The sequence below is a fragment of the Paenibacillus sp. UNC217MF genome (assembly GCF_000686865.1).
GTDB lineage: Bacteria > Bacillota > Bacilli > Paenibacillales > Paenibacillaceae > Paenibacillus_B > Paenibacillus_B suaedae.
The window spans coordinates 1,186,218-1,211,539 of sequence record NZ_KK366027.1 but is presented as its reverse complement, the minus strand read 5'-3'; the positions used below and the strand labels follow the sequence as shown (position 1 = coordinate 1,211,539).

The window sequence follows — 25,322 nt, the reverse complement described above, 5'->3', positions numbered from 1 at the left end:
AAATAAAGAAAGGGGCGTCCCTAGTCATGTCAAATGACTTTTGGGAGCCCCATTTTGCATGCTATTCGGTTTTAAATTTCGAAGAAGCTTCCTTCAGCTGCTTGGTAAGGCTGTCAATCTCCTCAATCATCGAGGACAATTGCTGCACCATAGCTGATTGTACTTGAATGGTCGAAGTAACCTCCTCAACGGAAGCCGATACTTCTTCGCCAGAGGCGGATAAGTTCTGTGCGAGCTCCATAACGTCATCTTTGTTCTGTTTCATAATATCGATCTCATAGGCCATGTCTTTAATCTGTTTGGTGATATCCATGACATTATTCAGGATCACTTCGAATGCTTGTTTTGTCTGGTCGACATATTGATCTTGCTGAGTGGATACGTTTTGGAGACTGCGTACGGAATCGTTCGCCTCCTTGGTCAAGCTTAGGTTATTTGTAATGATTTCCTCAATATCACTAGACTGCTGTGCACACAGTTCTGCGAGCTGTCTGACTTCGGAAGCAACGACACCGAATCCTCGGCCATGTTCACCGGCGCGAGCGGCTTCAATCGATGCGTTCAGTGCTAATAAGTTCGTTTGCTTGGCGATTTTGCCGATCGCTTCCGTAATCGAAGCAATGCTGATCGAGCTTGCCTCTAGCTTGGTGGTTATGGTCGCAATGGAGCTGACCTCTTTCTCGCTGTCGTCATGAGCCCGGATGAGCTGGTTGATAACTTCATTTCCGGTATGGAAGACGTCAATAATAGAGTCCGTACGCTCCTTAACTGCCGACGACAATTGGTTAACGACTGCGATTTTGTCACCGAGATCACTGAATTGATTAACAATATGTTCAGTATCGAATGATTGAGATTCCATCGCTTTCGCGATTTCCATCGTGGTGATCGAAGTTTCCTGAATGGATATATTCGTTTGTTTGGAAGCAGCGTCCAATTCGTCTGTATTTGTATTCAACTGTGCAATGGAGCGGTTCATGTGGCCAATCAAGTTTTTATTTTGTTCTACCATGACCGTGAAGCTGTCTGCCAGGTCTTTGAATTCACTCTTATAGCTTCCTGTAGCAGCGACGGTGAGATCGCCGGAAGCCAGCTTCTTGAACGATTCTGTTAATCTGCCTATTGGCCGCGTTATGGAAAGCGAGATAAGTAAGCCAGCAGCTACGGACAGCAGCAGAGCGCCAAGCGTTATAATTGATATGTTCATAAATAAATGATCGAGTGGGCGCTTAATGTTCGCATAACTGTCGAACGAGAATACAGTCCAATCTGCTCCTGGAATCTTCGAATACAGAACATATTGATCGGCATCGTCAAGATTACCGCGAACAATATCCTTGTTTCCAGAAGCTTGGAAAATCGATTTCAGCTTGTTGGACTTAATCTGTTTTCCAGTCGCGGTCTTATCCTGTGAATGGAAGAGCGTATGGCCTAGGCGGTCTGTAATAATAATTGTGCCTACATTATCGCTGGTCATTTGCTTCAACTGCTCCACGAAGAACGAGGTGTTGACTGTCGAAATAAAGACACCGTCTACCTTCGAGTCGTGCGCTGATATCGGTTGGGCGAATACGACGATTTGGCTTCCAGTGCTCTTCGAAGTTAAAGCGTCACTGATGGTCGGCGTTCCCTTCATGGCAGCCTGGAAATAGGCGCGATCTGCGCGGCTTTGCCCGATGGCTTCCGGAGTGGAGCTTGCAATGACGATCCCTTTCTTATCAATGAGCTGATAGGATTCCGTGCCCGTACTGCCTTGGAAACTTTGGGTTAGCAGTCTATTTGCTTCGTTGAACAAGGAATTATCCTTCGAAAAAAAATGAGCATCATCCATAGACGACGCTGCTCGAAGATCCAGCAATGAGCGGTATGTACCATGTATTGAGGCCAAATATACGGACTGTGCTTCCAGCTTTACGGAAGACGATAATCCTTCGCCGATGCGGTTGGCGTTCATAGTCAAACTATTTTTGCTTTCCTTCAAGAGAATGTCAGAACTGAACCAGTACAGTATCGTACTCGTTCCAATCAACATTGCTACTACCAATGTGCTGATTAACAGTGGGAGCTTTACCCGCAGCGACATATTGACGATGCGTGAAATCCACTTCTTCTGTGTTACCATGCTAGTCCACCCCTGCTGTTCTATTTTGCGATGCTATGGTCTGCTTCTACGCGATTGAACGCCTAGACACCTCCCTTCTGAATAGGTTGGAAAAATATGATGTAATGCTCATTCAATCTATTAAACATTTAATTTTAAGTAAATTTCTATAGGTAAATTACGGTAAGTGGGGTGAGTGAGGGGGGATCTCGTTCAAGAAAAAAAGGCTGCCTCGTCTTGGATGAAGATGAAGGCAGCCCGCGAGAGCATTTACAGATTGGTGAGCATTTGAAAATCATATAAGTAGACGCCGGAGGAGAGTTTCGAAGTCAGGTTAGGAATAGGGAGTTTTTTTAGCAATTTGCCATCCGACAATTGGTATTGTTCAATCTTATGTACTTGGTCGGCGTCATCATAGCGGAACAGATAATAGAAAGTGCCATATACATAGCCCATCGCATCGTTTACATTGGATGACCGCTGGAACTTGGCAAGGGTGTTGGAGTTCACAGAAGCCTTTGTATCCAGTGAGAACGAGAAGATTGTACCGTAGCCGTCTACATAATAGAGCATCTTATCCACGATGCCGATACTATTGGCGCTAAGCGAGAAATATGCATTGTCTGGCTCTTCTCCGTATGTATGAAGCGAATAGGTTGTTGCCGTATGTGTGGACTTATCAATTTCCATAAGCTGAAGATGGATACGATTGTGCTCATCTCGGGTTGAGAAGACCACGTACATATTATTTTGTGTGGAAACCATCTTCGATTGCACGATGAGCGATCCTGTATAGATGTCCAATAGAGGATATTTCGTTTGTTGAAGCTTGCTTCCCTCTAGCTCCATCACAACAAGGTTTAGGCCTTGCAGAGAGGCATGATCAGAGGTCAATACATAAATATGATTCTCATCGCTGCCCTGCGCCTCAACAAACTCTGGAATATCCGCGCAATTATGGTGCTGCGCATCTCCCCAGCGGATGGTAGATATATAGTTGTCATGGGTGTCAATCCCTTTGTTGAACAAAGCGTAATACAACTTGCTCGAGGTTAAGTAGCCCGACATCTGCCTATACCCTGCACTTACTCTACAACGTGAAGAATATGTATCCTCAATTCCCTTGCCTTGCTGCACATGAACCTTCTCTCTTGCTTGGATGACAATGCGATTCGAGTCCTGAAGCTGGACAGGGGCATTCCATTCCAATCCATCTCCGTTCCGAGTCTGAATGCTCCCGTCCTTGTCGATAGACAAGAAGTGAGAGTTCCCGCCGCCGATGATTTCCTGAGATAAGGAAGTAGAGTAGTAGACAAGGGCGACGGGAGGGTTATTCAGCTTGGTATTATTGTCTTGTGGAGACGATTGAGAACAAGAGATGAGAAGAGAGGAAATGGCTAGGAAGACGGTATAGATAAAGATGCGTAACATAGCATGATTCGAGGTCTTCAAGCTTCTCATCTCCGTTCCAAACAAATTAATAGCTTCTTAATGTTGTGAACATGGATGAGTCGCGAATATCGACAGGATATACACCGAGTCCGCCATCTCTATCAATATCGATGTTGGCTTTCTCTTTGAAGGCGCACCATACTAACTTGGAGCAGTTCTTGTCGCCGGAGCATGAGGTAAGACGATTCGTAGCAAAATTGTAGGAGTACTTTTCACCGATGCGGCCATTTGCCCAGTCAGCAGCTTGGGACCGCGCAGTTGCGTTGGCATATTCGTTCTTGAGGGTGAGAATCTTGGAGCCGCTATCTACTCGCTTATCAATAAGCTTTACTTTGCGGACTCCTGTGCTAGGGACAGACTCGACGATATAATCCGGTGTGTAGTAGATGCCTACATGGCCGTGAGGGATGCCGATCGTCGAAGCGGTCTCGAAGAACACATCGCCTTTGCTGGAAGAGGCGAGCTGATAAGCTCCTTGTCCTTTGTCCCCTGAGGCGATGCTCATCTGTGGTGTTACCTTCTTAGAAAGGAGCTCCTTGTACATCTGTTGGATGATGACGTTGCGTGGCTGATTTGTAACACGGGAAGCGTAATCAATTTCGGACAAGAGCTGTTCCTTCGTCACATCAGGGTATACCCCTAACACGCGATCCAACTGTGCTTCTTCATCTTGACCCAACGCGCCAACGGTAGTAGGAACGAACAACGTCAACAGAAGCATAACAAGCAAAATCTTTTTCATTCAAATCCTCCCATCTATCAATTGGTAACTTTCACTCCTATCATACAATCATTTTGGATAAAAATTCAATAATTTTACTAATTATTAATTTTTTTGTATTAAGGAGTTGCATTGAGCCATTGTTCGATGACATTTACGGATTGCGGAGCCCAGGATAGTTTTAAATGATTGAGCTTCAAGGTAACATTTCCTGTGACAGTTCCAATTCCATCCGTTGCGGAAGCACTGTTCACGAATACCACTCCATCACTAGGCCCTGTATGCTCATTGTGCACATTCGGAATGTTGTTTTCATTGCCAGACAGCAGGTAAGTGTTAATTGTACCTGGTATGCCAGAGCCTATAAGTTTGTTAACAAGCGAGCCCTGCTGGATTGCGGCATCGATCCCATCTCCCTTCGTGAAGAATCCCGTACCTCCATAATAGGTTGTGAACCAATCTTGCTCAGTCGCGGGAAGCGGGTACGCAGTGTCCCATTTCGCCAACATTTGCTTTTGCCCGGGGAAATAGTTACCTTGAGATGTGCTGTATATGGACAGCTCGGGATGATTGCGCCAGATGCCATAACAGATCATTTGTGTGTGGGGAGAAGGGGCATTGACATTGCCGCCGCACTCTGGAATGATTCCATAATTGAAGGTCCACCCGTGCCTGAAGATAAAGTCCGTTCCTTTATTCGGACTGCCAATGAGAATAAGTTTTCGAATATCATTGGCATATGGAATTCCGCCGCCTTTCACTACGGAGGAAGCATACATCCGCGAGGCGAAGGCCCCTTTGCTCCAAGCGACAACATCAACTTTGCTGGCACCCGTTGTTTGCTTAATAATGTGGATGGCATTCTGGATGTGCTCGGCGGCATAGTAATTGTCTCCATGCTTGTGGCCGAATCCGATTGCAAATACTTTATATCCTTGGCTGACAAGCTGCTGCATCAGGCCTGTGCTCGGGCATGTGGAAGCTCCACAAGTATTCGGCCCGAACTCATTTGGGTTAGCCCAAGCCCGGTCGGCATTGTCGTTGGCACCATGGACAAGCAGAACGGGTGTGGATTTTGCATTGGTGTCATATTGAGGTGCATAGTACAGCAAGAAGCGGCTTGAATGGGGCTGGCCAACGCCTCCGAAGAAGGTGAGCCGCTGTCCATTCTGATCTCCCCGGCCATCTGGGGGATATTGTTCCGCTGTGAACATGGGATTACTGTCCTTCCAGCGTTCTACCTTCGCCCAGCCATTGGCGACATTTGGGAATGATTGCTCCATGGCCAGCGTTGATCCGCCAGCCTGGGCTTGCGAGAAGGGAATGAGCAGCGTGCACATGAGAAGCGCGATGAGGGCCACCTCGATCTTCTTGCCATGCTTAAAACGGGACATAGCATCCTCCCTTTCCTGGACTGCTTCGAGGCAGTCATTCATTAGTTATCGGGAGTCCGTGAAGGAACTCCTAAATTTCATTATAGAGAAAGCGGTTACAATTAAGTTGCTGAATTGCCTGCTTTCATCCAAAGATCGCTCTGACGAGGATTCTTATATTCAATTATTCCGGCAATCGGAGACTCATGTATAAGTTTCCTGAACTGGAATTAGTTTTTTGTTGAGATGAAGAAGAAGTCTCCTTGAATTTCCTGGACGCTCAATCACATAATAAAGTATGGAAAGGGGGAGCTTGATTATCCGTTACTTATACGAGTTTATACAGCACCAAGACGATTTGCCTATCAAATTATTCGTAAACAGCGTGAAGCATATCCATTTCCATTGGCATAAAGAGATTGAAATCATTTATGTTCTTCAAGGCACGGTGGTCATGTATACGGATCAGCGTCAATATACCCTTCGTCAGGACGATATTATTGTCATCAATAGCATGTCTGTGCACAAGATTGAGCGCACGAACGAGGATAACGTGCTGCTGACGCTGCAATTCGGCCCGGAGTGGCTCGATACGAGCGCGTTTATTCATTGCAATTCCAGTACACAGACGGAGGAGAATCGCAGCAGCTATGATGTCATTCGCCATTATTTGGCGAAGATGGTCTATGAGATTAACAAGAAGGCAAGCGGCTTTCGCAGCTACACCCTGGGGTGCCTACAGATGCTGTGCGGTCATCTGCTGCGCTATTTCGCATCAGGAACTAACGAGGCGGTAGAGGAAGATACGAAGTCGTATGATTACAAGCGGCTGAATCGGGTGCTCGAGTACATTGATCAGCATTATAACCAGAAAATTTCGCTTCAGACGATGGCGGATCAGGAGCATTTAAGCCTGCATTATTTTTCGCATTTCTTCAGTGATAAGATCGGCATACCCTTTCAAAAGTATTTGACGCTTGTTCGTCTCGAGAAAGCACAGGTAGAGCTGGCTAATACGGCGAAGAGCATCACGGAAATTGCGCTCGACTGCGGCTTTGCCAACGTCAAGCTGTTCAATAAATATTTCAAGGAAAAATACAACAGTACGCCGAGCGCGTATCGGGAATCTTTCGCCTTGACCGATTTGCCGGATCCAGACCGAAAGCCGCTCACCTATGAAGAGTCATCCAGCGGAGACTATTATGAAACCGATACGATTCAGGCAATGTCTTCACTATATCGCTACCTTCATCTCCATACGGACGAGGGAATTGAGTCTAGGCCCGTTTCCTCGGTGGCGGGAACTATATCAGCGGCTGCTTCAACGTCGGTGAACGTAATGGTTCAAGCGAATGAGCAGGGTGCGCCTTTCGATAAGCACTGGAACGTCGTCACGACGGCAGGGCGGGCGGTCGAGGGATTAAGAGAGGACTGGCGATGCCAGTTCAGCGGGATGCAGCGCCGATTCCCTTTTCAATATATTCGCTTCCATGGCATCTTTAATGATGAAATGATGGTATATAGCGAGGAGGCTGACGGTACGCCGATCTACAATTGGTCCTACGTGGACAAGCTGTATGATTATTTGCTTCAGCAGGGCGTAAGGCCGTTTGTCGAGCTTGGGTTTATGCCGAGCCTGTTGAGAAGGTCGAATGAGACGGTCTTTTGGTGGAAGGGATGCATTTCCCCACCTAAAGAGCAGGCCAAATGGGATGCTCTGATTCAGGCCTTCGTCCGACACTGCTTGAACCGCTATGGCTGGGACGAGGTGAGCCGCTGGTACTTTGAAGTATGGAACGAGCCCGATCTGTCCGGCGTGTGCTGGGCAGGGACGAAGGAGGAATACTTTGCGTTCTATGAATCGACGACGCAGGCGATTAAGTCCATCTCACCGGAGCTTAAGGTCGGTGGACCTGCTCTTGGCTACGGTTCGTTATGGAACGATACCTGGGCAGAGGAGTTTTTGGCGCATTGCAGCGATCGTCAGGTGCCGCTCGACTTTTTCTCCTTCCATGTGTATTCGGAGTACCCTTTCCAGAAGGAGGAGAACGATCGCCTGACCACGATCATGCCGCCGTCCTTTTATATGGAGAGTATTGAACGATTGAAAGCCAAGCTCTCGGTTACGTCTTATCGCGATGTGGAACTGTTCATGACCGAGTGGAACTTCTCGCTGTATGACCGCAATCTCGTGCATGATACGGCGTTTATGGCCCCGTTCGTCATTTATCATGCGCTCACAACGCTTGGCACTATGAAGGGACTTGCCTTCTGGTCTTTTACAGACGTATTCGAGGAAAGCATCGTTCCGTCATCCCACTTCTACGGGGGATTCGGGCTTATGAATCGGGACGGACTAAGGAAGCCAAGCTACTATGCCTTTGAGCTGCTGCACAGGCTTGGGGATCAGATCATCGCTCGCGGAGACGGTTATTTTGCGACAAGGCACAGCGACGGCAGTGTGCAGCTGCTTCTGTACCATTACGTGCACGTCGATCAGCTATTCGCAAGCGGAGATTGGTCGGAGCTGTCCGATATGAATCGGTATGCTGTTTTCGAGGAGAAGGGGAATAAAAGATTCCATATCCGCCTCGAAGGGCTTGTTGGGAGCTATAAAATGACAAGCTACCTGCTGGATCGCGAACACGGATCTGTGTTCGATGAATGGGTTCGACTTGGCACCCCTCAATTTCTCACCGAGGAGGAGCTTCATTATTTGGACGCCAGAAGCGGGCCGGTGATGAATACCCGGATGATTCATGCTGAACAGGGCTGGCAGCAAGAAGTGACCCTTTCGCCTCATGGTGTGATGCTGCTTACGTTTGCAAGGCAATTCTAGTCGGCCTCAGTTACAGCAGGAGGCTTCTGTTTCTTAATTACTGGTGCCATGAAACACAAAGCGCACCCCTTCTCGGAGGGGTGTTTTTTGTTGTGTAAACGGTTTCCATTCTGCAAATGCTAATCTGGTCGGATGAAGGAGAACAAGAAACGTCCCTAATTGCAGCAAAGAAGAACGGGAAAGCGCTATCAATCAATTCTATACTTAAGACATGACATAACCAATCAATAATATGTTGCGAAGGGGGAATATACATGGATCGTCTCATGAAGTGGATGAACGAAAAATTTGCGCCGCGTTTGGAGGCGTTTACAAACAACGTATGGGTATCTTCCATTCAGGAAGCCATTATGGTTACCCTACCTATGATTTTTATTGGATCGTTTGTTACCTTGATCTCGATTCTGAAAGACTTTATTCCGGGAATGCCGGACTTAACGCCTATAACTACATTCAGCTTTGGCCTGCTGGGAATTTTTATCGCTTTCCTAACGCCCTACACGGTGATGCAGAAGAAAGGGCGCGACAAAATCAAGCTCATTGCCGGAGCGACAGGCATCTCCTTATTCCTGATGCTGCTGAAGCCCGTCACGAACGAAGACGGAACGATTCAGTTCATTATGGAACGTTTCGGGCCTTCTGGAATGATTACCGCGCTGCTTGTCGGAGTTGCGGTGGCCGTTGTACTTAATGTGTTCAACAATTTTTCATTTTTCAAAGAGGATTCGACTCTGCCAGAGTTCATCATGGAATGGTTCGACTTCCTCGTTCCGATTGCGATTATTCTTACGCTCGGATGGGTGCTCGTATATCAGCTGAACTTCGATATCTTTAATCTGATTGTAAGCGTATTCGAGCCAGTTAACGCATTAGGCCAAACGCTATGGGGCTTCCTGCTCTTTAACATGATTGGCGTTGCGTTGTACTCCTTCGGGGTCAGTCCGTGGGTGATCATCCCAATCTTCTATGCAATCTGGATTCCAGCGATTGAGCAGAACGCAGCCCTGGTGGCGCAAGGTCTTGAACCGGTCAACATTAATACGTTTGAAACATTCTTCTCCGGTTGGCTCGGAGTAGGCGGACTTGGTGCGACCCTGCCGCTTATCATCTTGTTCCTGTTTGCCAAGTCGCAGAAGCTGAAATCGATTGGCAGGGCGACGCTTGTTCCATCTTTATTTAACATCAACGAGCCTGTGATATACGGAGCACCGATCGCATTTAACCCGATTTTGATGATTCCGATGTGGATCAACGGTATCATTACACCGATTATCGTATACTTGGCGCTAGACCTTGGATTCGCTCAGATTCCAAGCAAGGTGTTCCAGCTCTGGTATACGCCGATTGGAATCTCCACATACCTCATGTCCGGCTTCAATGGGCTTATCCTGTTGGCAGTCGTACTGGCTATCATCTTTGCCGTATGGTATCCGTTCTATAAGATTTATGACGCGCAAGAGCTGAAGAAGGAGCAGGAAGAAGCGAAACAGCAATAAAACGTAGAAAGTGGGGATATATTATGAATCAAAAGATAAACGATTGGATGAAGGAATTAACGCTAGAGGAGAAGGCTTCGCTATGTGCAGGACTGAATATGTGGATGACGAAGGGGATCGACCGCTTGAACATCCCACCGATCCACATGTATGACGGTACGAATGGCATACGCAAGACGAATAGCGATGAAGAGATGGGGATTGCTACGGAGGGAAATATTCCAGCTACGTGTTATCCAACCGGCTCCGCGATTGGTTCCTCTTGGAATATGGAGTTATTGCACGAGGTTGGTGTAGCGCTTGGCGTTGAAGGGAAGGAAATGGGCGTCGAGCTTCTGCTAGGGCCTGGCATCAATATGAAGCGCACACCGTTAGGCGGCCGCAACTTCGAATATTATTCCGAAGACCCTTGTCTGTCCGGTGAGCTCGGCGCAGCCTTCGTGAATGGGCTCCAAAGTCAAGGCGTTGGCGCTTCCGTGAAGCACTTTGCCTGCAATAACCAGGAGTTCGAGAAGATGGTGACAAGCTCGGAGGTTGATGAGCGTACCCTGCGCGAGATTTACCTGAGTGCGTTCGAGCGAATTATTAAGAAGGCCGATCCGTGGACAATTATGTGCTCTTACAACCTGCTTAACGGCTCCTATACGAGCGAGAATGAGCATCTTCTGGATGACATTTTGCGTAAAGAATGGGGCTATGAAGGCGTCGTGCTGTCAGACTGGACAGCAGTCAACGATCGTATTCGCGGTCTCAAGGCAGGACTTGATGTTGAAATGCCAGGACCTGCTCATTACAATACGACTGCGATTGTAGAGGCGGTTCAGAATGGCACCTTGCTGGAAGAACAGCTCGATAAGAGCGTACGGCGCATTCTTACATTGGTAGAACAGGTAACGGCCAATGAAGAGGAGTCGAATACGGCTGCAATCGATTATCATAAGCTGGCGAGAAAAGCAGCGGCTGAGAGCATTGTACTGCTCAAAAATGATAACGGCATTCTGCCGATCGACCCTGCTAAAGCTCAATCTATTGCCGTGATCGGTGCATTCGCGAAGAAACCGAGAATTCAAGGCGCCGGAAGTGCCGAAGTGACGCCAACGCGTGTCGACATCCCATGGGAAGAGGTGCAGAAGATTGCTGGCGAGTCTGTACAATTCAGCTATGCGGAAGGCTACCCGAAGGATGAGCGAATTGATGAGGCCATGATCGAAGAGAGCGCAGCGCTTGCAGCGAAGTCTGATCTAGCGATTCTGTTCGTCGGACAACCCGAATATGCGGAGTCCGAAATGCATGACCTTGAGAGCATCGATCTTCCCGAGCATCAGGTGAAGCTAATTCAGGCGGTAGCGGCTGCACAGCCGCGATGCATTGTCGTAACGAGCAGCGGTACTGCAATGGCGATGCGCCCTTGGGTGCAGCATGTACCGGGTGTGCTCCACTCCTGGCTGACAGGGCAAGGCTCAGGCCGTGCGATTGCGGAGATTCTATTCGGAATGACGAATCCATCCGGCAAGCTGTCCGAGACATTCCCTGTGAAGCTGTCTGACAATCCATCCCATATGCGAATCCGCGGCGAGAACGGCAAGCTGTTTTACCGTGAAGGACTGTTTGTCGGGTACCGCTACTATGACCGCAAGGAGCTTGCACCGCAATTCCCGTTCGGCCATGGATTGTCCTATACGACCTTTGCTTACTCGGACATGAAGGTTTTACAGCATGACCGCCGCGTAACCGTGTCTCTGCAAGTAGAAAACACGGGAGCCGTAGCAGGGAAAGAGGTTGTCCAACTGTATGTTCACGACGAGGAGTGCAAGTGGACGCGTCCAGAGAAGGAGCTCAAGGCCTTTGCCAAGATCGAGCTTCAGCCGCATGAGAAGAAGGAAGTCGTGTTCGAGCTGGAAGAGCGGGACTTCGCTTACTACAATACAAAGTACAATCGTTGGGTCGCCGAAACGGGCTATTTCAAGCTTGTTGCAGGCAGCTCTTCCCGGGATATTCGCCTGACGGAGCGCGTATTCTGTGACTTTGGCAAGGAAGAGGTGTCTTTCCACAAGTTCAGCCTGTTAAATGACTGGATCGCTGATCCGCTTGCCAAATCGGTATTGGAAAAGTGCTTCAATGAGATGAATAAGCATGTTATCGACCAGGTGGTATTGAATGAAGGGTTTGTCGGATTCTGGGGAGACTTCCCAGCGATAAAGGTTCTGCAAATGTTCGGTCAGAACTGGCTCGTTCACCGTACTCCAGATCAAGTAATAGAAGAGCTGATTGCCGAAGTGGATCGCGAGCGCCGTCAAGCGGTTCAATAAAGGAAAAATACGCCGTGGTTATTCGGTTAATTCATAGATAGGAAAGAGGAATCCCCCCATGCGTTGCCATCGGGGGATTTTTCTTTGTTTGCGGAATATCTATAATTTGCTTGCCGCTGTGATCGATTTCAAAAAAACGTTCGTTGAAAAGGATAATAGGGAGGAAATCCATTTGCTGAATAAGCAGGGTGTTGATACTGGGAGTAAGGGGAGTGTGGATGTGAAGACGAGTTAGAGGAATAGCTGTAGGTTGAATGCGTCGTATCATCGACTTCCTGTTCACAACATGCTTGGCAATCTGCCGGTGGCCCGATGACAACGGTCTTTGTAATTGGGGCTAATGTATCTTTTACTTTCGCCTCATCAAGGCAATACGAATGCGCCCAGGCTGCTGGAGGGGTCAATCGGAGTATATCTGAGCCGAAGATGACTTCTGGAGTAGGTGCATCGAAGATCGCAATCAGATGCGTATTGTCTTGGTTCGCAACCTCATAATGCCACCAGCCTTGGGGCACATTGGCGACCTGGCCTGGCTTGATTTGATAGTTTAATAATTGATTCGTGAACGGATTAATGAGGCTGACAAGTGCTTCTCCTGCTACACAATAGACCAATTCACTCGCGTTCTGATGAATATGGGGTTCTACGGTATTGCCGCTGCTTAAATAGATATCCAGTAACGAGGCGTTGCCTAGCGTGTTTAATTGGCTTACGCCTAATACGTTAATGTAGTTGTTTGCATCTTTGCGAAAGAATAAGGACTGATTCACATCATAAGCAAAATGAGCATCCGGTGAAGCGAAATCAATAGAGTTATTGGTAGCCACTGCTCGTAACCTGCCTTTACGGGAATTTGTATGCCATATCATATGTATTCGCCTACAAGACGTGAGCCCAAATTCTCTAGTTGGAGTGCAAACCTCAGGTAAGGTAGAATGAAGTGGTAATCTATGGATAGGTGCTAGACGCATTTATAGATACGGAAGGACAAGGAAGTTGCGACAACATGGAAAAGGGAGGCATCATGATGACATATGATGTTATATGGAAACGGCTTGAAGGCGAAGGCCTTGAATACTGTACAGTTACTTTGCAGCCTGCAACGGTAATTCAAGGCAAAGTAATCTGTGCCGATGCGGATCGCTGCTTCGTTGAATATGAAGTGAAGTGCGATGCAGAGGGGGGAACTGAGGAAGTCGTGGTGCGTTACCACGAAGAACAGAAGTTAAGAACGCTCAGGCTGGAGCGGGATCATCAAGATCGCTGGACAGTGAATGGGGTAGTTCGAGAAGAACTAACAGGCGCCAAGGATATTGATATCGGTGTAACGCCATCGACCAATGTGCTGCCTATTCGGCGTCTGCAGCTCGAGATTGGCCAATGTGCCGAGGTTATGGCGGCATGGATCTGTTTCCCCGAATTCACGGTGCAGCCATTGCTGCAATCCTATGAGAAGACAGGTGACAACACCTATATCTATCGCTCCATCGATAGCGGATATATGGCCCATCTGCAGGTGGATGCGAATGGGGTTGCTATGAATTATGAAGATCAGTGGAAGGCATTATAGGCATTCTACAGGTACAGGCAGGGTGCTGAAGCTGGAACAAGAAGATCAGGATTAACAAGTTTCCTTAGTTTGCCTTGCTTATCGCGAAAATAGAGCAGACCCCATGCTGTATGTGGCGGCAATGAGGTCTGCATACTCTCATTCATTCACTTTACTTGTTCAAGTGCTTCGTTAAATAATTGACGATTCCATCCTTCGCATCTTGCGAATATTCCCAGACCATTGCACCGCCCAGTTCATGCTCCTTAATGTATGCAATCTTAGCCTTCAAGGCCTCCTCATCTTCATAGGAGATGAAGGTATCACCATTAAACAAGTAAGCGGCCTTAGCGGTCTCATCGAAATAACGCTTGAATCCCTTCTGATTCAAGTATTTCTTTACGATCGTGCTATAGCTCAGATCGATCTTGTCAATGTCGATAGGCTTGCCGACGGAGAAGGCGCCATTGCTGCCCGGCTCCCTCTTGACCTTCTCCCATCCATAAGAATAGGCGGGGATGCCCAGCAGCAGCTTTTTGCTGTCTACATCGTGAGCCTTGTAGCGCTGAATAATGTCATGGACGCTCTCTTTGGCTTTGCCCTTCGCATCTTTGTACAGATTCGCATTATAGTCGGTCGTATCCGACCATCTTCCTGTTAAGTCGTAGCTCATGACATTGATGTAGGAGACGTATTTCTCTATTTCCTTGACGTCGACCTTCTCGAAATACCAGTCCTGCGTGCCCGCGGCAAAGGTTAACAAGTACTTCTTATGCACATGCGGAAGTCGGTTCAACTGTTCCCTCAATTCCTTCATCAGCGCTGTAAAGTTGACGGAATCCTCAGGACGTGCCTTAATCGCACCCCAGGCATCGAAGGCGGGATACTCCCAGTCGATATCGACACCGTCCAAATCCAGTTCCTTCACCATGCTAATAATGCTTTCCGTGAACGAATAGCGATTTCCATCCATCGCAGCGTCAGAGAAGCCATCGGCATTATATCCGCCAACGGCGAGCACGAATCGAGTCTGAGGGTGCTGTTCCTTCAATTTCGTGATTTGCTGCTTAATCCGCTCATTTTCGTCCTTGTTCTCGTGGAAATAGATGTTGTTCTTATCAATTCGGGCAAATGCAATAAAGGCGATATCAATCGCTTGATCCTTCCAGTTCATTTGACTGATATCTTTCCAGATTGGAATATACACCGAAGTGATCTTCTGTTCGGCCTGACTGCTCACATTGTAAGCATAGAGAGACATTCCAACCAGCAGAGCAGCAATAAATAATTTCGTATAGAGACTGACCTTCATTCGCGCTTACCCCTTTCCACCGAACAGAACGGTAGTCATGACCTTGCTGAGATTCAACATTTTCACAAGCAGATAGCTGACAGTGAATACGGCGATAACATTGAACACGAGATTGGATGATGTCTGGAGTAGGGACGCTTCTGTTTCGGCCCTTCTCGATACAAGCAGCTCAATCAATAAATGAATGAGATAAATACTGAAGCTTGCTTTCGAAATCGAGCCAATCATTTTTTGTAGCTTGTAATTGACTCGCTCATGCAGGGTTGGTTCCTTCTCCTTAAACCAAATAAACATGGCCACAGCCATGAAAAAGGTCGTAATGGAATAGTTCCCGTAGAAGGTCTCATCCAATATCCCTAGATGTCTAGAAGCGAAGTAGGTGGCCACTGGTGTTAGGAAGAAGGAGACGATGCCTAAATTGAACAATACCTGCTTCCATTTGTCCGGCAAGCCATATGTAAATAAATAATGTCCCAAGATGAAGTAGCCGAGAAACCCTGTGAACAGCGGAATGTTCAATAGCGGGATATTGATATACTGTCCCGTCAGCTTGACGATAATGTCTGAAATAAATCGGTAACCGATGCTAATGGCAGCCCACCAGGATAAGTAATAGCGCAAATCCTTCTCACTGCATGTCTTAACAAGCTTGCTAATTAAGGGAATCGTCATATAAATGGCGATGATCGCATACAGGAACCAGAGATGGACGTAGTTGCCGTCCGTCAACAGCTTATAGCCGAAATCCTGCAGAAACGCAAGTGCATTCATCTTGCTGTTAACGATAACGTATTGATTGTAAAGCGCATAAATCAGTGACCAGCTGATTAGTGCGATGACGAGTGGAAGTACTCGTTTTATATAAAAATCCCTGTATGTGGTAATGTTCACCCGCAGCATCATGGCGCCGCTTATCATGAAAAACACAGGAACTGCAAATCTCGATACGGAGTTGAAAATATTGCTGACCCACCAAGACGATGTGTCGAAATCATTCGTTCTCGTCAGCAAATCTGCAGTAATATGCAGCACGATGACGGCAAGAATGGACAGAATGCGTAGTATATCTACATAAATGATCCGATTGCTCTTCCAAATACTCTCCATATTCTCCCTCCCAAAATGAACATGCGGCATTCTATTTGTTATATGGCCGCAATGCTGGTTGCGCAGATACAGGTATTAACTAATGGTGGCTACGCCTTTGCGTTCTACGAAGCCCCAGCCCTCATCATTATCAAAGTACTTAATGGTGCCGACAATATTCAAGTACAGCAGTAGATTACGGTATGTGAGCAGCTCGTACTGACTGAACAAGAACATATAGATATAATCTCGGAGCGAGTAGCTGCTGTCGTACTTCTTGCATAAATACAATGAGGTGATGATTTGAGCGGCATTTACGAGAACAATGATAGAGAACAGGATGAGCATTTGTGTGATACTGCCGCCGAATAGAAGCATGTTAATAAGATAGATAATCGTCGTGAACGCCGTAAGGGTTCCCAGCACAAAGCCATCGATAGCAAAAAATAGGCTGACGCCTAGGCTGAATTTCTGCGATAGCTGGGACCAATAGATCAAGATGCAGTCTACGAAAGCCTTCTGCCAGCGTATCCGCTGTTTATTGAAGTTCTTCAGATTCTCAGGGCATTCCGTATAGCATACGGCTTCAGGTGCATAGACCAGCTTCTTCTTCAGTTGATTGGCCTTCATGTATTCATGAATCTTCAAAGTAATGTCGATGTCCTCGCCAACGGTGCTGCGGAAGCCATTCACTTGAACCAGCACATCTTTGTAAAAGGCGCCAAACGCTCCAGAAATGACGACGATCGAATTGAATACGGATTGGGTTAGCTTCCGGACATAGAATCCGTGAATGTAATTCAGAATTTGGCTCTTGATTAGGCCTTTCCCCATGAATTTCTCTACGATGACGCCATTTTTCTTCTCAGCGCCCTGCACAATCTTGACCGTACCGCCAAGTGCGATAATATCCTCATTGTGGAAATATTGATTGACATACTTCAATGAATTGAATTCCAGCATACTGTCTGCGTCAAGTGTAATGACGATATCCGATTGTGCGCAGTCAATGCCGGCATTGAGCGAATCAGCCTTGCCGCCATTAAGCTTGTCGATCACGAAAATATGCTTATATGTAGTAGAGCCATAGATGCCCTTGATCGCTTGATACGTTAGCTTGCCGTCGCCCGTACGCTGAACTGGCTTCAAATCAAGGAGCTCATCTAAACGCTGCATGGTATTATCCTTCGAGCCATCATTAATAATAATGACCTCGAAGTTGTGGTAATTGACACTGTTCATTGCCTCGATGCAATTTTTGATCGTGAGCTCTTCGTTGTAGGCAGGGACGAGTACGCTGATTGACTTTTCGCTCAGGTCATTATTCAATTGCTTCACCTTGCTGAACAATAAGGGAACGATCGTATACAAGAGCTGAAATCCTAAAAAGATGAACGTTGTCACATAGAAAAAATACTGCATGTAGTTTCACTCCTTCTCTCTCTAATTCGAACGAAACATGAAAAATCTTCCTTGCTTTGTGGTGATAAAGCGAAAAAGTGTGTAGGTGTATGTATGCGCGAGATGAATAAATTTGATGCTGCTTCAACAAAGTAGGGTATCGTGCCGTGATGATGTGGTCTAGGTGGAAAAGCATTGCGGTGTGGGAAATATTGACCAAGCGTTTATTCGTGTTTCCATTATCCTCCAATCTGTTAATTAGGCCATATTCTACCTAATCACAAACTATCCTAATGATTACCATATGTAAAACCGCTTTAACTTTCAAGAAAACGAATACATCACTTTCTATCGTGAGCAGACGAGCATTTTTGTCATTTTTCGTGGAACAGTGAAATTTAGGAAGTCTTTAACATTGTGAAACATAAATGACATATCAAAAAGAGCCGAGTGCTTAATGCACCGGCCCTTCGTCATGAGATGATAGTAGATATGGAACAGCTGTTATTCTGTCTTCACAGGTTCTTGCCTCACGCTAACCTCAAGCAGATCTAAGAAGAACATGAATATCGGTACTCCGAGAATCAATCCCCATACGCCGAGGAAATGCTCTGCAATAATAAGAACGGCAAACGTATAGAAAATTGGCAAGTGAACCTTCGCTGACATCAGTTTCGGATTTAAGATATACGCCTCGATCGCATGGATGACGATGACCATAATGACGACGTACAAGACCTTAATCAAGCCGCCGATGGTGAAAGCAATCGCACATAACGGAATGAGTGAAATCACAACGCCCATTACCGGGATCAGCCCGAGCAGGAAGATCATGATAGCTAAGCCGAACAACTGCGGGAAGCCGAGCAACCACAAGCAGATAGTGGACAAGACGGTATTCACGATGGCGATGAGGAACTGTGCTTCAATGACCTTGCCAAATGAATACAAGAACTTATTTCCGAAATACTCCAATTCCGAATAGATGAATCCAATCTTGCTCGTTCTGAACTTCTCCGTAAATTCCATGACACGCTTCTTCTCCAGTACGAAGAATAAGCTGAGGACGAAGGAAATGATAGCTCTCGTACCCCATTGTCCAATATCAGAGACTGATTTCACGATAAAGTCGAAGCCCTTACTCACATAGCTCGCTAGGTCGATCTTCTGCAGCGAGTCTGTAATGTATTGCATGAACTCGAAATCAAAATCGTAATTCATGAAAGCCTTCGAATTATAGAACTGAATAATATTGTTCACGAGCTGCTCAATCTGTGTAATCACTTTCGGGAAGACACTGTATGCTCCACCAATGATGGCGAGCAGCAGTACTGCATAGAGAAGCAGTACGGTTACTTTGTAATTTACCTTTATGATCTTGTTGATCCTCCGATGGAGGAATGTGTGCAGCCTGTCCACTAAGTACGTTAAGATGAACGTTATAAGGATGAGGTGGATCATGCTTCGCATTGCAAAGAGCAAGGCGATAAGTACAAGAAGAATAAAGATGCGTTTGACACCAGGACCTTTGAAAAATTCTTTCACTGTTTCCATCGTAAATCTGGGGCTCCTTTGATTGTCACTTGTGAGAGCAGTTCGGTCCCTTGCCATATCTGTTAGAAGAGAACGCTCTTCCTTTCACTGTATTCAAGCATATGACATTCCATACGCGATAGCAAATGTAAGGATTCAATCTTTTACTGAAAAAAGTAAATAACTTTCTTACTTTTTTCTTAAGTAGGTGACATCACTCGGAAATATGGTGAAATTGTAAACTGACAAATGGAATATATTGCGCTAAGATGTGAAAGAGACGAGGCGATTGACATAAGAAGGAGAGGCATAAATGAGCATCCGGTGGAAAAACAGAATAGGGTTTTCGATTATTGTCATCTGCATGTTTGCAATTTTTACGTATCAATATAATGCGTCGAGCAATCAACTGAGCACAATGAAAGAGATAAAGGAACGAACACTTCAATCAACATTGCTCGCAGATAATATGAAACTGTCGGTCGTTCAAGTTCAGCAGTGGCTTACCGATATTGGGGTTACGAGAGCGCAGGATGGTATGGACGATGGATTCAACCAAGCCGCTAAGTATGTCTCACAGTTCCAAGCGGATGTTCAGCACTTCAAGCAGCTTCATCCAGAGCTGTCCAGCAAATTAGATGAGATTGAGGGATCGTTTAAGAAATTCTATGAGATGGGCCAACTGATGGCGCATGATTATATTGATAAAGGAACGGAAGCGGGGAACCAGACGATGGGCTCCTTCGACCAAGCTTCTGAACAAATTAACAAGCAGATGGACGACATACGGTCGCAGCAATTGGACCGTATTCAGCAGGAGATGAATGCCGTGGAGCAGGCGAATCGTTCTCATCAGTCGGTCTTATTCATTTTGCTGCTTGCAACCGTTCTCATTGCGATTACGACAGCGGTGGTGTTGACCAGATCCATCGCTCGATCTATGAAGCAGTTGAATGAATCTGCCCGTGTAATCGCAGACGGTGATTTGCGTCACCCTATTATTCGGACTACAAACGATGAGATGGGGCAATTGGCGAAATCATTTGAGAAGATGCGTGTTGATTTATCCCAATTGATTAGTCATGTTCAATCCGCAACTGATATGGTGGCGGATTCGTCAGAGCAGCTTCAGCAGTCGGTATTGCAGACCACGGACGCGACCAATCAATATTCGGAGTCGATGCATCGAATTGCTGAAGGCGCCGAAATACAAATGCGTGCATCTGCCGAGAGTGCAAGAGCAGTAGAAGAAATGGCACAAGGAATTGCAAGAATCGCTGCAACATCGGCTGAGGTTGCTGATTCCGCCCTCCATACAGAAAAATCGGCCTCAGGTGGGGATGAGCTCATTCGTCAAGCGGAACAGCAAATCGTGGCAGTTCATGAGGCGAACCGCAATGCCTCATACACGGTCGAGCAATTAAGCAAGCAATCTGCTGAAATTCAACAGATGGTAAACGTGATGACGACTATTGCTGCGCATATTCAATTGCTTGCTCTAAATGCCTCTATTGAAGCGGCACAAGCTGGGGAGCATGGCAAGGGATTTGCTGTTGTGGCATCAGAAGTAAGGAAACTGGCAGATCAGTCTAAGCATGCGGCAGGGCAAATTGCAAGCCTTGTAGGTCAAGTGAATGAGAAGATGGATGCAGCGGTTGAAGCGATGGAAGAGAGCACACGAGAAGTTCTCCTCGGGCAAGAGGCAGTGCTGCACACTAGGCAATCCTTCCATAGTATCACTCAATCGACGGAGCAGGTTGCGTCGCAAATTCAAGACGTGTCCGCATCTACGGAAGAGTTGTCGGCAGGATCAGAGGAGGTAGCAGCTGCGTTGTCGCAGTTGAGCGATCTTGCACAGCATGCATTTCATGAAAGTGAGCTGTTATCTTCCGCATCACAGGTTACATCGACGGCCATGGAAGATATGAATCGATCGGTTACGCGATTAAACGGTCTTGCTGGTGAGCTGCAAGCTTCTGTACGTCATTTCAAGCTAAGCTAAGTGACTGGCATCGAATCGGATTTTTACCTATAATGATAGAGATTGAAGGATGAAGTGAGGGATAATATATGAGTGTAACGATAACGAAAGCATCGATGCGTCAGAATGAAGACAAGACTTATATCGGACAAGTAGTCTTCCAGTTAGAGCAATTGAAATCACCGTATGAAGTTAGCTTCTTCAGCAAGAACGGGAAGGATTGGGATTACAACCTGCACTTCACTGCCCAGTCTGGTGACGAAGAAGAATTCTACGAGTTGGATACGAAGCTCGAAGGAGACGACGATTTGTTCGATGAATTGTTGTCTGCAGCATGGGATACGCTTGAAGCACCTGCAACCGACGTATAGCATATTTGGATGAAGGCAGGAAATAAGTTGAAGAGGGTAAAGGATATGATGCAGCAGCTTCATATCCTTTTATTTTTTTGAATGGAAGGAAGACATTTTATGAGATGGAATGGTATAATACGGAAACGTAAATGGATTCCAAGACATCACAGAAGCAGGCAGGAAGGTAATCATTGTGTGGAGGTGTAGCCTTGAGAAGGATTTGTTGCCTTGGCTTATTTCTATGGCTGACTATATCCTTCGTAATCCCTGTTCAAGCCGCAGATGTACTACACCGATTGACTCACAACGACCAAGATACGCTGCTTATTGGGCAAGTGATACGAAATGAGAAGGCAGGGGTGGCGATTCAAGTCATCTATATCGTGTCAGGTGAGCAGACGAAGCAAGACATTACAGTTACCTATGCTCAGCAAGCGAATGTGTGCGATGCATGGAATGTTGGAGATATGGCGTTATTCTCACTCGATAGGACGGATACAACAGATAGGAACTATAAGATGAAGTGGGGAAGTTATCCGCTTAAGATTGCAGAAGGTAAGGCGCTTTTGAAGAATGCACAGGAAGAGCCGGACATTGCAGCCTTGCAATACTATGTGAATAGCGGCGGAAAGTCATTATCGTTTGTAATTGATGGAGAGCGGGTTCTAGGCAGGTATGACAATGGTGAGATTGTTCGAATTGCGCCTAAGCTGGATCATGCGGCGCAGAAGCATACGGAGGATGGGATTGGGCAGCTGATACGCCCTCATGAATATAATCATCAAGTTACACAGCTGAAAGACATGGATCATGTGGAAAATCGGTATACTCGCGTTATTTGGATTGTTGCAGAAATTCTCGGTTTTTTGATTGCGGGTGCCCTATTACTTGGGAAGAGATAACGAAAAGCCATCAATAATGTTACCGATAACTCAAATACTCGGCATGTCTCGACTCAAAACAACCGGATATTACATGATTCGTAATAGATACCAAGTTGAATTGTTCTAGCAGGGCATTGATCCTCTAGCCATCGTGGTATTAGGCTGAGGGCTCATGGATTTCTGCACAACAGATGAGAATGAGTGCATCCAGATGGTTCTTGATCATAAAAAAGCCAGCAAGCTGTCTCTGTAACAGAGGAGGCCTGCCGGCTTATCTTGATCGTAGGATAAGTGCAGCAAATCTTAGTAAATCATATCATTGAATTGAAATTAGAGATTACCACTTCTCTGATACAAGCTTCGCTTGTGTGAAGAGGAGCAGGTAGTCTCTTCCTCCTGCCTTCGAGTCGGTTCCTGACATATTGAATCCGCCAAATGGATGTACGCCTACTAGTGCGCCTGTACATTTACGGTTGAAATACAGGTTGCCGCAATGCATATGATGGCGCGCATATTCCAGATGCTCGCGGTTCATGCTGTACACTGCACCGGTCAAGCCATAATCGGTATTGTTGAAAATATCGATCGCTTGCTCGAAGTTCGAAGCCTTGCTGATCGCCAGTACGGGACCAAATATTTCTTCCTTCATGATGGTTGCTTCTGCATCAACATCTACGTACACTGTCGGTTGGATATAGTATCCGTTGCCATCGGCAATACTGCCTCCGGCTACGAGTCTGCCTTCGCCTTTGCCAACCTCAATATATTTCATAATGCTGTCGTACGCATGCTTATCGATGACTGGACCAATTGGGGCGTTCTCCTCAGCAAGACCTACACGCAAAGCTTGCGTTTTCTCGGTGACGAGTCGAACAACTTCGTCGTATACCGCCTCATGGACAATGGCGCGCGAACCGGCGGAACACTTCTGTCCTTGGAAGCCGAAGGCAGATTGTACGATCGCAGTTGCTGCTTCTTCCACATCTCCGGTTTGATCCACGACGATGCCATCCTTACCGCCCATTTCTGCGATGAAGCGCTTGATCCACAGCTGGCCTGGCTGTGTCTTAGCAACACGCTCATTGATGCGAAGTCCAACGTCGCGTGATCCCGTAAAGGATACGAAGCGAGTACGCGGATGATCAACTAAGAAGTCGCCAATTTCTGAGCCAGAACCAGGAACGTAGTTCACTACACCTGCTGGAAGGCCAACCTCCTCCAATAACTCAACGAACTTCGCTGCAATGACAGGAGAGGCGGAAGAAGGCTTCAACACGACGGTATTCCCTGATACGATAGCTGCACAGGTCATGCCAGCCATAATGGCTAGCGGGAAGTTCCACGGTGGAATGACGATTCCGATGCCTAGTGGAATGTAAGTGAGACGATTGTCTTCACCAGCAATTGTTGTAATCGGCTGTGGACCACTGAGACGAATCATTTCCCGCGCATAGAATTCTAAGAAATCAATTGCTTCCGCCACGTCCGCATCTGCTTCTGCCCAGTTCTTGCCGACCTCGTATACAAGCCAAGCAGCATAGTCGAACTTGCGGCGGCGCATGATGGCAGCTGCCTTGAACAAATACCCTGCACGCACATCTGGGGTAACGTGCTGCCACTTGGAGAATGCTGCATCCGCAGCTGCAATTGCTGATTCTGCGAGGTCGACGCCAGCTTGAGCAACCTGGCCCACAATCTGATCAAGGTCGCCTGGGTTCGAAGAGGTGCTTCGCTTCTCTGTCAAGATTCGCTCGCCGCCGATGACCAATGGGTAGGTATTACCCAGCTGCTCACGCACTCTAAGCAATGCTCCTTGCATTGCCGTGCGATTGCCCTCTGCTGTGAAATCCGTAAATGGCTCATTCCGATAATCGATTACTGTCATCTAGATGACCTCCTTAACGAATGGATACTTAGTAATATGGAGTTGAGTGCTGTCAATTTGTATGAGATGGATCTGCTATAGCATGCAGGATGCTATGCCTTAAACATCGATTTGAGAACGAACCCGACGTTCGCAGGACGTTCTGCAAGTCGGCGCATGAAATATCCATACCAGTCATTTCCGTATGGGACATATACGCGCATGGTGTAACCTTCGTCAGCAAGCTGCTGCTGTGCTTGAGTCCGAATGCCGTATAACATTTGAAATTCGAATTGTGTGCGTGGAATATTGTGAGTTTGTGCGATTTGTTTGACGTGATCGATGATGTGGTCGTCGTGTGTGGCGATCGCGGCATAATTGCCGTTGGCTAGATGCTGTTCAATGATGTGGATGAAATTGCGGTCGACATCAACCTTGTTCGGGTATGCAACCTGTGGTGATTCTTTGTATGCTCCCTTAACCAGCCGCAGATTGGGTTTGTAGCGGTTAAGATGTTCGATATCCTCGCTGCTCTTGTACAGATAAGCCTGAATGACAAGGCCAACCGTGCTGCCGAACTCTTCGCGAAGCTGATTGAAGATGTTGATGGAAGCTTCGTTGCGAGCGTAGTCTTCCATGTCGATGCGCACGAAGTTATTATGACGGCGAGCAGTATCTAGGATGGCGCGCATATGATCCATGCAGAGCTGTGGCGAGATGTCCAAGCCGAGCTGAGTTAGCTTGACTGAGAGATTGGACGTAACTTGATGCGCGGCTATTTCATTTAAGGTGCGGATACAATACTGTGCTGATTCTGCTGCTTCCTCTTTGGTGGAAATAAACTCGCCAAGATGGTCGAGCGTGGCTACGATTCCACGATCATTTAATTGCTTAACCGTTGTAATCGCTTCCGAAATTTGCTCTCCCGCGACGAATCGTTTAGCGCCAAATCGCAGTCCGTATTTCTTCGCTGTGCGATTGGCCAGCCGATTCTTCGAGAGAAAGAGAAATGCATTGCGCATGATTGCCTCCATGGCGTGCAGCTTCCTCTCTTTACTGTAATGGTAT

Annotated in this window: 18 protein-coding genes; 7 read left to right on the top strand and 11 right to left on the bottom strand. The window is 46.8% G+C overall.

What is annotated here, in order from left to right; translation table 11 throughout:
• Nucleotides 1-61: 61 nt before the first annotated feature.
• The 4 genes from BP95_RS0121495 to BP95_RS0121480 form a co-directional block, all read right to left on the bottom strand.
• Nucleotides 62-2,122, bottom strand: a complete 2,061-nt coding sequence (locus BP95_RS0121495) for a methyl-accepting chemotaxis protein (RefSeq protein ID WP_028533208.1) — start codon at nt 2,120-2,122, stop codon at nt 62-64.
• A gap of 249 nt (nt 2,123-2,371) precedes the next feature.
• Nucleotides 2,372-3,553 (bottom strand): hypothetical protein, encoded by a 1,182-nt coding sequence (locus BP95_RS0121490; protein ID WP_231515157.1) that lies wholly within the window; start codon nt 3,551-3,553, stop codon nt 2,372-2,374.
• Between the two features lie 25 nt (nt 3,554-3,578).
• Nucleotides 3,579-4,295 (bottom strand): YiiX/YebB-like N1pC/P60 family cysteine hydrolase, encoded by a 717-nt coding sequence (locus BP95_RS0121485; protein WP_028533206.1) that lies wholly within the window; start codon nt 4,293-4,295, stop codon nt 3,579-3,581.
• Nucleotides 4,296-4,393: 98 nt separating this feature from the next.
• Complete coding sequence (locus tag BP95_RS0121480; protein ID WP_051614157.1) at nt 4,394-5,668, bottom strand: esterase/lipase family protein; 1,275 nt, start codon at nt 5,666-5,668, stop codon at nt 4,394-4,396.
• 292 nt (nt 5,669-5,960) lie between these two features.
• Between BP95_RS0121480 and BP95_RS0121475 the strand changes: the two genes are divergently transcribed.
• The 3 genes from BP95_RS0121475 (at nt 5,961) to BP95_RS0121465 (ending at nt 12,291) form a co-directional block, all read left to right on the top strand.
• Entirely contained in the window at nt 5,961-8,486 is a 2,526-nt protein-coding gene (locus tag BP95_RS0121475; protein ID WP_231515156.1) for a GH39 family glycosyl hydrolase, read from the top strand.
• A gap of 254 nt (nt 8,487-8,740) precedes the next feature.
• Nucleotides 8,741-9,982: a PTS sugar transporter subunit IIC gene (locus BP95_RS0121470; protein ID WP_021253152.1), complete on the top strand. Its 1,242-nt coding sequence runs from the start codon at nt 8,741-8,743 to the stop codon at nt 9,980-9,982.
• 23 nt (nt 9,983-10,005) lie between these two features.
• Complete coding sequence (locus tag BP95_RS0121465; protein ID WP_028533203.1) at nt 10,006-12,291, top strand: beta-glucosidase family protein; 2,286 nt, start codon at nt 10,006-10,008, stop codon at nt 12,289-12,291.
• 128 nt (nt 12,292-12,419) lie between these two features.
• On the opposite strand, the gene BP95_RS31090 is transcribed toward BP95_RS0121465, so the two are convergent.
• Nucleotides 12,420-13,118: a cupin domain-containing protein gene (locus BP95_RS31090; protein ID WP_036667332.1), complete on the bottom strand. Its 699-nt coding sequence runs from the start codon at nt 13,116-13,118 to the stop codon at nt 12,420-12,422.
• 197 nt (nt 13,119-13,315) lie between these two features.
• On the opposite strand from BP95_RS31090, the gene BP95_RS0121455 reads away from it, so the two are divergent.
• Entirely contained in the window at nt 13,316-13,861 is a 546-nt protein-coding gene (locus BP95_RS0121455; RefSeq protein WP_028533202.1) for a putative glycolipid-binding domain-containing protein, read from the top strand.
• A gap of 151 nt (nt 13,862-14,012) precedes the next feature.
• Here the strand turns inward: BP95_RS0121455 and BP95_RS0121450 are convergent, their stop codons facing one another.
• From BP95_RS0121450 to BP95_RS0121435, 4 genes are all read right to left on the bottom strand, one after another.
• Entirely contained in the window at nt 14,013-15,152 is a 1,140-nt protein-coding gene (locus BP95_RS0121450) for a glycoside hydrolase family 18 protein (RefSeq protein WP_028533201.1), read from the bottom strand.
• Between the two features lie 6 nt (nt 15,153-15,158).
• Nucleotides 15,159-16,259, bottom strand: coding sequence for an acyltransferase (locus BP95_RS0121445; RefSeq protein ID WP_028533200.1), 1,101 nt, complete (start codon nt 16,257-16,259; stop codon nt 15,159-15,161).
• Between the two features lie 75 nt (nt 16,260-16,334).
• Nucleotides 16,335-17,660: a glycosyltransferase family 2 protein gene (locus BP95_RS0121440; protein ID WP_028533199.1), complete on the bottom strand. Its 1,326-nt coding sequence runs from the start codon at nt 17,658-17,660 to the stop codon at nt 16,335-16,337.
• Nucleotides 17,661-18,143: 483 nt separating this feature from the next.
• Nucleotides 18,144-19,193, bottom strand: a complete 1,050-nt coding sequence (locus tag BP95_RS0121435) for an AI-2E family transporter (RefSeq protein WP_028533198.1) — start codon at nt 19,191-19,193, stop codon at nt 18,144-18,146.
• Nucleotides 19,194-19,485: 292 nt separating this feature from the next.
• Here BP95_RS0121435 and BP95_RS0121430 point away from each other — a divergent pair, with 292 nt between their 5' ends.
• The 3 genes from BP95_RS0121430 to BP95_RS0121420 all read left to right on the top strand — a co-directional run bounded on the left by BP95_RS0121430 (nt 19,486) and on the right by BP95_RS0121420 (nt 22,408).
• Complete coding sequence (locus tag BP95_RS0121430; RefSeq protein WP_028533197.1) at nt 19,486-21,174, top strand: methyl-accepting chemotaxis protein; 1,689 nt, start codon at nt 19,486-19,488, stop codon at nt 21,172-21,174.
• A gap of 68 nt (nt 21,175-21,242) precedes the next feature.
• Nucleotides 21,243-21,524 carry a hypothetical protein gene (locus BP95_RS0121425; RefSeq protein WP_028533196.1) on the top strand — a complete coding sequence of 94 codons (282 nt, stop codon included), beginning with the start codon at nt 21,243-21,245 and terminating at the stop codon, nt 21,522-21,524.
• Nucleotides 21,525-21,715: 191 nt separating this feature from the next.
• On the top strand, nt 21,716-22,408 hold the full coding sequence (locus BP95_RS0121420) for a hypothetical protein (RefSeq protein ID WP_028533195.1): 693 nt from the start codon (nt 21,716-21,718) through the stop codon (nt 22,406-22,408).
• A gap of 319 nt (nt 22,409-22,727) precedes the next feature.
• Here the strand turns inward: BP95_RS0121420 and pruA are convergent, their stop codons facing one another.
• On the bottom strand, nt 22,728-24,275 hold the full coding sequence (gene pruA / locus BP95_RS0121415; RefSeq protein ID WP_028533194.1) for an L-glutamate gamma-semialdehyde dehydrogenase: 1,548 nt from the start codon (nt 24,273-24,275) through the stop codon (nt 22,728-22,730).
• Between the two features lie 92 nt (nt 24,276-24,367).
• On the bottom strand, nt 24,368-25,288 hold the full coding sequence (locus BP95_RS0121410) for a proline dehydrogenase family protein (RefSeq protein ID WP_028533193.1): 921 nt from the start codon (nt 25,286-25,288) through the stop codon (nt 24,368-24,370).
• Nucleotides 25,289-25,322 lie beyond the last annotated feature (34 nt).